This window comes from Candidatus Nanopelagicales bacterium (genome assembly GCA_018003655.1).
In the GTDB taxonomy this organism is placed as follows: Bacteria; Actinomycetota; Actinomycetes; order S36-B12; family UBA10799; genus JAGNDY01.
In genome coordinates, this window is the sequence record JAGNDY010000025.1 from 14,769 (window position 1) to 24,414 (window position 9,646).

Below are 9,646 nucleotides of genomic sequence, written 5' to 3' on the forward strand. Positions count from 1 at the left end.
GTGACTGTCCAACAAGTCACTGTGAGGACGATCGCGGTCGCTCCATTGATCTGAGGGCGGCGCGAATGGCCCACGTGACCTGGGTCAGACCGAAGACGCTCAGACCAAGGGCAGCGTACGCGCCGATCGACGCCCAGTCTGCCGCAGTCAGACCGTATGGAGCGATCGCTGCGAGCGCTATGAATACCGCAGTCACAATGACTCTCGTTGGCCGTTCCCAGATGCTGACGACGCCAACCTCGCTCATCCCAGCGGCACCCGCTCGGGCGCGGCTGTACTCCTGCAAGACGGTGAGGAATCCGGCGGCGACACAAACCGCGGCAGGCGCTCCGATTGCCCACAGAGCTACCAGCAGGGCCGCGTCTGACAGTCGGTCGACCACGGAGTCGAGGACGTAGCCCCACTTGGTCGTTCGCCCGCTGATGACGGCGACCGCACCATCAAGGTTGTCCGCCAAGCCGCTGACGGCGCACGCGAGGACAGCAAGCCAAAGCCACAGCGAGCCACCGGTTGTCGCTGCCCCGTCGGTCAGTGGCACCCACGCCCCCGCAGTCGGCGCGGCCTGCCTGGAACTGAGCCAGCCGAGCAGCGGCACCAGTAGCGCGACGACCGCACCGATTAACGTCATGCCGTTGGGCGAGACCCCCATCGCGGTAATCGGCCGAGCAACGACGTAGGCGAACGTGAGCCACCATCGGGTCAATCGGGAGGCGTTGGGATCAACACCCCCGTGCAACTGTGACCAACGCTGGAAGTACTCGTCGCGAGTGGTCGCGGGCTCCGCCCAGCCGAGTCGCTCGCTGGCATCAGACATCGAGGACGCTCAATCCCGATCCGGTCACGTCAGTCCTGCTTCTGCGGTGCAACGCCGAGGTTCGCGTAGATCTCCCTGGTCGCTGTGGATCGGTTCAGCGTGTAGAAGTGCAGACCAGGTGCCCCCCGATCCAGGAGCTCCCGACACAGTTCACTGGCTAGCTCGACCCCGAGCGAGGAAACCGTCTGAGCGTCGGGCACCGCCTCAAACCGAGCCGCCAGATCAGCTGGGAAGGCGGCCCCCGATAGCGCCGCAAATCGCTGAATCTGTGCCAGATTCGTGACCGGCATGATGCCTGGAATGATCGGAATAGTGCACCCGGCAGCAACAGCGCGGTCAACCAGTCGGAAGTAGCTGTCGGCATCGAAAAAGAACTGGGTTATCGCGAACTCGGCCCCGGCCGCCTGCTTCTTGAGCAGGACGTCCACGTCGAGATCGGCTGAGGCGGATGCTGGGTGTAAGTCCGGGAAGGCCGCAACGCCGACGCAGAAATCACCTGACTCACGCACCAGGGAGACCAGTTCGGACGCGTAGGAAAGGCCATCTGGCGTTGGCGTCCAGACAGCGGCTGGACCACCTTCAGGGTCACCCCGAAGCGCCAGGATGTTGCGCACGCCAGCGGATTCGTACTCGGCGATGACGCCACGCAACTGGTCTGCGCTCGCCCCAACGCAGGTCAGGTGACCGACCGGAACCATCGACGTTTCCTTGGCGATGCGCGCGGTAATCGCGATGGTGCGGTCCCGGGTCGATCCGCCCGCACCATAAGTGACCGAAACGAACGTCGGACCCAGCGGCTCAAGTTCTTCGAGTGCGCGCCAAAGCGCGAGCTCGCCAGCGTCGGTCTTCGGAGGAAAGAACTCGAAGGAGAATGACCGTCGGCCCTGCCCCAAAAGCTCATGCAACGTCGACTTCATGGCGCAAGATTAGTCATATTGCGCCATGGGCTGCGCCAACCGGCCGCAGAGCGCGCCGAGGCTGACACATACTCTTGGCCCGTGACCCCCCAAGCTCCAGCGGACGCGATCCGAGAAGTCCGTGACCGCGTCACCAGCGAGCTCCTCAGCTTCATCGACACTCGCGAACCGATCCTCACCTCCATCTCTCCTGAACTATCCGACCTGCACTCCACGCTGCGCGACTTCCTGCGTAGCGGCAAGCGGCTGCGGCCGCTGTTCTGCTGGTGGGGTTGGCGCGCAGCTGGCGGCAGTAGCGACAACGAGGCAGCGCTGCGTGCTGCCACCTCGCTGGAGTTCCTACAGGCGTGTGCGCTGATCCACGACGACGTGATGGACGGATCCGAGACGCGCCGGGGTTTGCCCGCCGCGCACAAGCGCCTGGCAACCCTGCACACGCAGCACCACTGGCATGGCGATCCAGAAGCCTTCGGGGTCGCGGGCGCAATTCTGCTCGGCGATCTCTGCCTGTCCTGGAATGACGAGATGTTCCTTGAGCCTGGTCTGCCCGTCGGTGACGTCCTGCGCGCCAAGAGGATCCTGGACATCACCCGCACGGAGTTGATGGGCGGCCAGTATCTGGACGTGGTTGAGCAGGCGAAGGGCAGCGCCAGTATCGACCAGACCCTGCGAGTTGCGCGGTACAAGTCCGCCAAATACACGATCGAGCGGCCGTTGCATATCGGTGCCACGTTGGCCGGGGCCCCTCCCGAGCTGATCGAGGCCTTTACCGGCTACGGCCTGCCACTCGGGGAGGCATTCCAGCTCCGTGACGATTTCTTGGGCATCTTCGGCGACCCTGGCGTGACTGGGAAACCAGCCGGCGACGATATCCGCGAGGGCAAGCGCACGTTCCTCATCGCAGCGACCCTTGAGAAAGCGAACCACGCGCAGACGAAGGTCGTTCACGAGGCACTCGGCAATGCCGACCTGCGTGTGGACGACGTAACGGCCATCCGGCAGATCATCGTCGACACCGGGGCACTTGCCCGCGCCGAAGACCACATTGCCAGTTGCACAGAACAAGCACTGTCCGCGTTGGACTCTGTCGAGTTAGCCCCACCGGCCCGCGAGGTTCTGGGGGATCTCGCACTCGCTGCCACGAACCGAAGAGTCTGACCCAGAAGGAGACCGGCATGCGGACAGTCGTTGGACCAACCGATCGAGTTGTGATCGTCGGTGCAGGCCTTGGGGGGTTGTCGACGGCACTGCGGCTAGCCGGCGCTGGCCGCGACGTCACCGTCATCGAACGTGAGCCGGTTCCGGGTGGTCGGGCAGGGATCTGGCAGTCCGAAGGCTACCAATTCGACACCGGGCCCACCGTGTTAACGATGCCGACTCTGATCGAGGAGGCCTTCGCCTGCGTCGGCGAGACTATGGCTGACTGGCTGGAGTTGGAGCCGGTATCGCCGCTGTACCGGGCGTACTACCCCGACGGTTCGAAGCTCGACGTCCACGCCAATGTCGAGGAGATGGCAGTCGAAATCGATCGGACCATCGGAGCGCAGGAATCGGCGAACTATCGCGACTTCGTTGACTATGTTTCGACGCTGTACCGGTTGGAAATGAACGACTTCATCGATCGCAACATCGACTCGCCATTCGACTTGCTGACAACCAATCTGGCCCGGTTGGTCGCGGTTGGCGGGTTCCGTCGGCTCGCCCCCAAAGTTGGTTCGTTCCTCAAGGATCCGCGAACTCAGCGGGTGTTCTCGTTCCAGGCCATGTACGCGGGGCTGTCACCGTTTGACGCGCTGGCCATCTACGCCGTGATTGCCTACATGGACTCGGTCGCCGGGGTGTTCTTCCCCAAGGGTGGGATGCACGCGGTGCCGGAAGCTCTTGCCGGTGCTGCGGCCAAACACGGGGTGAAGTTCCGGTACTCGCAAACAGTGACGCAGATCGAGAAAAACGGATCGCGCGCTACGGCCGTCATCACCGAGTCCGGCGAGCGAATCCCGGCCGACGTGGTCGTAGTCAACCCGGATCTGCCCGTCGCCTACCGAGATCTGCTCGACAAGGACCCGTGGTCGATCCGCCGACTGAAGTACTCGCCCTCGTGCGCAGTTCTGCTCACCGGCTCCACCGCCACCTATAGCCAGATCTCTCACCACAACATTCACTTCGGCCGAACGTGGCGGCAGGTCTTCACGGAGTTAATCGATGACGGAAAACTCATGAGCGATCCGAGCTTCTTCGTCACCAACTCGACCTTGTCGGATCCCTCATTGGCGCCCGCTGGACGCCAGAGTTACTACGTCCTCTTCCCGACTCCGAACAACCGATCGGACATCAACTGGCGTGAGTTTGGCCCGCGCTATCGGGACATCATGGTGTCCACGTTGGAGAAGAATGGATATGTCGGCTTCGGCGACAGCATCGAGGTTGAGCGCCTGACGACCCCGGCAGACTGGGAAGAAATGGGCATGGAGGCAGGGGCACCCTTCGCCGCCAGCCACTCGTTCACCCAGACCGGGCCATTCAGGCCGCGCAACATCTGGGGCGACAACGTCGTATTCACTGGGTCGGGCACGACTCCGGGGGTCGGCGTACCAATGGTGATGATCTCCGGCAAATTGGCTGCCCAACGCATCACGGGCTAGGGAGCTTGACCCCTCATGGTCAGCAGATTCGCGCGGGCTCGGGCCGGCGGATCCTCCGGCAGAATGCCATCCGTCTGCGACTCACCCAGAAGGAGTTCACGTTCCCGTGGGCTGACGGCCAACAGGATGGCGATAACGATCGCGACGCCGATAGCCGCAATCGCATCGGGAATCTGCAGCAGCGAATCCTGGGTGGCGCTTGAGGTGATCAGGCCGTAGAGCGTAAAGCCGGTCGTTCCCAGTAGCGCGATTCGCAGCTCAATCCGACTCAGTCCGCTCACGGCAAATAGCGGCAAGCTCCACAACATGTACCAGGGCTGAACGACCGGCCCGAGCACCACCACGGCTAGGAACGCGATGGCAGCGGCTCGCACCGGTGTCCGGCCGTACGGTTTGAGACACAGCCAAGCAATGACACCGAGGCCCAGCAAGGTGCCGATTGCCCGGGTCACCGCAACCACGTTGTCCAGCTGATCAACGCCAACCAGCTTCAACGCACCGCCGATGACCATTCCCACCGCCGTCGGAGGGGAAAGCCAGGTGCGCACCTCGCCCGGTGTGCTCAAGGCACTCAACCAACCGAAGCCGGTTCCGGTTATCGCGGCGAAGACACCCAAGATTGCCAAGGCGATAGCCCCGACGATGAGCCACCGACCGACGATTTTGGATTTGGTAGCCCTTGACCCAGCCCAGAGCAAGCCGACAAAGGGCAACGCGATCAATGCGATGGGTTTAACGCTGCCAGCGAGAGTCACCAGAATCGTGCCGAGCCAAGCCTGCTGGCTGGCCGCCAGCGCAAGGCCTGCGGCGACTAGCCCCACCATCAACGCATCGTTGTGCGCACCGGAGACGAAGTGCATCAGGACCAGTGGATTGAGCACCCCAAGCCAAAGTGCCTTCACCGGCGAAATCCCGCACGCGAAGGCGAGCCGTGGAATCGACCAGGCCAGCAGCACCACGCCAGCGACGGCGATGAGCCTGAACATCAACGCGCCGCTGTAGGGGTGCGGCCCGACAAATTCGGCAACGCCCCGAGACAGCAGCAGGAAGAACTGGCCATACGGGGTGGGCGCATCGCCCCACAGCGGATCCACTCCCCCGTTGAACCAACCGGGCACACTTGAGGATCCGTGCGTGTACGGATCAATCCCAGCCGCCATCAACCGGCCCTGCGCGAAGTACGAGTACACGTCCCGGCTGAAGAGCGGCGGCGCGACTAGCAACGGCAGCGACCACGCTGCGAGCGCCAGCCAAAGGTGTTTGATGTCACGTACACGGCCGCGCAGCACATCGTGACCCAGCAGCAACCACGACTGCAGCAACAGGGCGATACCGATGACTACGGCACCTTTGGACACCACTGCACCGAGGGTGGTCGAACGCAGCGCATCGACCACCGACACATCCACCAGCGACGTGGACAACGGCAACCAACCCACTCCGAAGGCGCCGATCGCCACGAGCAGCGTCGCCAGAAAACCTGGAACCACGGATCGGAAGATGAAGCCGGGCAGATCGTCGACGACCGCTTCCCGATGACGGCGTCCACCGGGTTTGCGCGCAGACGGGATGCCGTCGGGCTCATCGGTAGACACCCGTTGAGGGTACTCGGGTGTGGTCGAAGCGGGCGGTTAGCGCAACCGATGAAAGGATATGGACTATGTCAGGCAGGCAGTTGACCAGTGCGGGCATCCTCGATCCCCAACTGCGCGCCTCCTACGAGACCTGCCGACGCCTCAATTCGGCACACGGCAAGACCTACTACCTGGCAACTCTGCTACTCGCGCCGGAGAAGCGGCCCTTCGTACACGCGTTATACGGATTTGCCCGATATGCCGATGACATCGTCGACGCTATGGATGGCGAGTCGGTCGCCAACCGCGCAGCCGCACTGGAGTCGCTGGCAGATCGGTTCTTCCGGGACTTGGCGCAGGGGCATTCGTCACACCCCGTCTGCGCGGCGACCGTTGACACCGCATTGCGCTGGGGAATCCCAGCCGAGCATTTCCACGCCTTCATCGAATCCATGACTATGGACCTCTCGGTCGATCACTACGACACGTTCGATGACCTCTATACGTACGTGTACGGCTCGGCTGCCGTGATTGGGCTGCAGATGGTTCCGATCCTGGAACCGAGTAGCGACGAGGCGTACGGGTATGCCAAGGACCTCGGTGTCGCCTTCCAGCTCGCGAACTTCATCCGTGATGTCTCCGAGGACCTCGATCGCGGTCGTATCTATCTGCCACTGGAGGAGTTGGCGAACTTTGGCGTCACGCCTAAGGACCTTTACAAGCGGCAGATGAGCGACGACCTGCGGTCTGCGCTGGCCTTCCAGGTCGATCGGGTTCGGGAGCTGGAAGAACGGTCACGGCCCGGCATCGCCCTCCTCAGTCCCCCGGCCCGTCCGTGCATCGAGACTGCTCGAATTCTGTACTGCGGGATCGCCGACGAGGTTGCGAAGAACAACTACGACGTCTTCTCACAGCGGGCACGCGTTCCGCTACGTACCCGCCTGGCCGTCGCGCTGCCGGCGTGGCAACAGGCGCGGCGGGCCCGCCGTCGGCGAGCGTTGAACGCCTAACCGACCCCACCAGATCCACAGATCGAGGGTCAACAAGACCAACGCGAACCCGAACAGCAGGTCCTCAATCGGCGCGAAGGCAATCCGGCCGTCGCCGAAGAAAGCGGGTGGGCCATTCACCGGGGTGGAAGAGCCAATGATCGCGGAACCGTCGTAGCGAACGATTCGAAAGCCCGTGAGCACCGCGTTGGTGACTAGTTGGAAAAACAGGATGATGACGTAGGCGGTCCAGAAGCCCTTCCGTCGCAGTAGCCGAACCCGCAGCGCGAATAGGTCAATCGCAACCGCAACGATGACGCCCAGCGCGGCCAGTGCGGTGTAGCTCACGATTGACTCCGGCGCGGGTCGTCTTGTTGGTGCTCCTTAGCGAGCGGCGACTCATCGCCGAGTTCCCACCCCTTGACCGACCGGACCGCCTCCAGCGTGAGCACTGCACAGATCGGTATGACGACGAAGAACAGCACCTCGTCCAACGGAAGTCCGCCGGGCAACAGCACCGTGGTGGTTAACCGGGGATCAAAGTCCCAGTGGTCACTGGCGATGGCGTACAGATCCCAGGCCGAGAAGATGACGACAACTGGCAGCACTGTGAGCAACAACCGCAGCCAGCGGCGGTAAACGCGAGTTCGCAGAGCTATCTCGAGCCAGGCTGTACCGACGAGGCAACCGGCGAGCACGGAGAGGTAAGCGAGGTGCGCCATTTCGCTGTTCCCTCCTGGTTGCGTTCACGGCATGCGGCAAAGACCCGAGCAGACTACGCCGCAGGTCCGCAAGGGCGAACGGCACTCGCAACGCGCCGAACTGAGCCGACGTGAGCGCAACCGGTGCGTTCCGGGTCTTCTGGACCGGTTGGTTCGTACACTCTTTGGGTGACCACATCCGCTCAGCCGCTGATCGGCGTCGTCGTCGACGCGCGATATCGCGTCGATGGTCTGGTCGCCAGAGGCGGGATGGCCACGGTTTACCGGGCGACGGATCTGCGTCTCGATCGAACAGTCGCCCTCAAGGTCATGCATCCCGGGCTGGCCGACGATCCCGAGTTCGTGGATCGATTTGTCTCCGAGGCACGGTCCGCAGCACGGCTGACCCATTCGTCGATCGTCGCCGTCTACGACCAGGGCACCTGGGAGGGTTTGGTCTATTTGGCGATGGAGTTCGTCGCTGGCCAAACCCTGCGGGATGTCCTCAATTCCGAGCAACGGCTTCAGCCCGCGGCCGCGTTGGCGATACTCGAACCGATGCTTGAGGCGCTGAGCGCAGCGCACCGGGCCGGATTCGTTCATCGGGATATCAAACCCGAAAACGTGCTGATCGCCGAGGACGGCCGGGTAAAGGTGGCTGATTTCGGGTTGGCCAGAACGATAGCGACGAGTAAGACGGCGCCAGTCACCTCGGGTCTACTCATTGGCACGGTTGCCTATCTTGCGCCTGAGCAGGTTGAGCGCGGAACCGCTGATGCGCGGGCCGACGTCTATTCCGCTGGCATCGTTCTCTACGAGATGGTGGTGGGTCAGGCCCCCTTCGTCGGGGAGACGCCACTATCGGTCGCCTACCAGCACGTTCACAACACCGTCCCCTCTCCGTCGTCCATCCGCCCTGGTGTACCGAGCGAGATCAACGACTTGGTGGCAATCGCAACCGCGTCGGATCCTGCATCGCGCTACGCCGACGCCAGTGACTTCGTGACCCATCTTCGGATGGTGCGCAACCTCGTCGGGACTCCCGAACCGGCCCAGCAACCCTCCCCCGACATGGCCAACCGGACGGTGATCCTCAACCGCGACGAGGTGACCGTCACAGCCGGCGCCTGGCCAACCGCGGTGTTGCCGTCGAGCCCGATCAGCACGGCCCCGCCTCCCACCGACGGTCCACCGACGGTGGAGATTGCGGGCGAGCCGCCCGCGCCACCTGCCGATGACCTGGCACCCGCCGAACCCAAGCGACGCAAACCGCGCAGGTTCAGGGTGCTGGCAGCACTGCTGGTGCTCATCCTCGTGGGCGCAGGAGCCGGGTTCGGCACGTGGGCGTACGCGCAGGGCAAAAAGGTTGCCGTCCCGAACGTCGTGGGCCTAACTCCAGAACAGGCAGCGGCCAAACTGACTCCCAAAGAACTCACCCTCAACGTCAGTGGTCAGGAGTTCAACAGCAAGATTCCGAAAGGCTCGATAATCTCCACGGATCCGGCCGCCGGCGGTGAGGCGCGAAAGGGCGACACCGTCAACGCGCGCACCTCGGCCGGGCCGGAGACGGTGCCGGTCCCGAAGGTTCGCGGTCTAACCGTGACTCGCGCCACCACAAAGCTGCGCGCGATCGGGCTCACATCTGTCAATACCGAGGACTTCAGCAGTTCAATCGCGGCTGGCAGGGTCATCAGTTCCGATCCGGTCGCCGGCAAGACCATTCGAGTCGGTGATCAGGTCAACCTCGTGATTTCCAAGGGCCCGCCACCCATCACCGTCCCGCGCGTCGTCACCCTTGACCGCGCGGCGGCCGTCGCCCAACTCGAGGCGCTCGGGCTGAAAGTGGTGGTCAAGAACCAACTGCCGGTGGTCGTGTTCCAACGCGTCTACAGCCAGGATCCGGAGCCCGGAACCGTCGTGGCCAAGGGTTCAACCGTGACCCTCACGTTGGTGTGACCTAACCTCACCGGTCGCCGTCACTTTTGCGCGCCCTCACCGGTCGCCGTCAC

At 63.4% G+C, this 9,646-nt stretch carries 9 protein-coding genes; 4 read left to right on the forward strand and 5 right to left on the reverse strand.

Annotation, left to right across the window (positions count from 1 at the left end; all coding sequences use genetic code 11):
• Positions 1 to 16 precede the first annotated feature (16 nt).
• Together KAZ48_05490 and metF are read right to left on the reverse strand one after the other, a co-directional pair.
• Complete coding sequence (locus KAZ48_05490) at positions 17 to 814, reverse strand: CDP-alcohol phosphatidyltransferase family protein (GenBank protein ID MBP7972231.1); 798 nt, start codon at positions 812 to 814, stop codon at positions 17 to 19.
• A 29-nt stretch (positions 815 to 843) separates the two neighbouring features.
• Positions 844 to 1,731 (reverse strand): methylenetetrahydrofolate reductase [NAD(P)H], encoded by an 888-nt coding sequence (gene metF / locus KAZ48_05495; protein MBP7972232.1) that lies wholly within the window; start codon positions 1,729 to 1,731, stop codon positions 844 to 846.
• Between the two features lie 81 nt (positions 1,732 to 1,812).
• On the opposite strand from metF, the gene KAZ48_05500 reads away from it, so the two are divergent.
• Positions 1,813 to 2,889 (forward strand): polyprenyl synthetase family protein, encoded by a 1,077-nt coding sequence (locus KAZ48_05500; GenBank protein MBP7972233.1) that lies wholly within the window; start codon positions 1,813 to 1,815, stop codon positions 2,887 to 2,889.
• Between the two features lie 17 nt (positions 2,890 to 2,906).
• Positions 2,907 to 4,373, forward strand: coding sequence for a phytoene desaturase (gene crtI, locus KAZ48_05505; GenBank protein ID MBP7972234.1), 1,467 nt, complete (start codon positions 2,907 to 2,909; stop codon positions 4,371 to 4,373).
• On the opposite strand, the gene mptB is transcribed toward crtI, so the two are convergent.
• The gene (gene mptB, locus KAZ48_05510) at positions 4,370 to 5,968 is read right to left on the reverse strand and encodes a polyprenol phosphomannose-dependent alpha 1,6 mannosyltransferase MptB (protein ID MBP7972235.1); all 1,599 of its coding nucleotides are present in this window, start codon (positions 5,966 to 5,968) and stop codon (positions 4,370 to 4,372) included. The two genes, crtI and mptB, sit on opposite strands and share 4 nt — an antisense overlap.
• Before the next feature lie 65 nt (positions 5,969 to 6,033).
• On the opposite strand from mptB, the gene KAZ48_05515 reads away from it, so the two are divergent.
• A complete protein-coding gene (locus KAZ48_05515; GenBank protein ID MBP7972236.1) occupies positions 6,034 to 6,957 on the forward strand; it encodes a phytoene/squalene synthase family protein in 924 nt (307 codons plus the stop codon).
• On the opposite strand, the gene KAZ48_05520 is transcribed toward KAZ48_05515, so the two are convergent.
• Together KAZ48_05520 and KAZ48_05525 are read right to left on the reverse strand one after the other, a co-directional pair.
• On the reverse strand, positions 6,877 to 7,284 hold the full coding sequence (locus tag KAZ48_05520) for a hypothetical protein (protein ID MBP7972237.1): 408 nt from the start codon (positions 7,282 to 7,284) through the stop codon (positions 6,877 to 6,879). The genes KAZ48_05515 and KAZ48_05520 overlap by 81 nt on opposite strands.
• Positions 7,281 to 7,658 (reverse strand): lycopene cyclase domain-containing protein, encoded by a 378-nt coding sequence (locus KAZ48_05525; protein MBP7972238.1) that lies wholly within the window; start codon positions 7,656 to 7,658, stop codon positions 7,281 to 7,283. Before KAZ48_05525 ends, KAZ48_05520 begins: the two co-directional genes overlap by 4 nt.
• 168 nt (positions 7,659 to 7,826) lie before the next feature.
• On the opposite strand from KAZ48_05525, the gene pknB reads away from it, so the two are divergent.
• Positions 7,827 to 9,593, forward strand: a complete 1,767-nt coding sequence (gene pknB, locus KAZ48_05530) for a Stk1 family PASTA domain-containing Ser/Thr kinase (protein ID MBP7972239.1) — start codon at positions 7,827 to 7,829, stop codon at positions 9,591 to 9,593.
• Positions 9,594 to 9,646 lie beyond the last annotated feature (53 nt).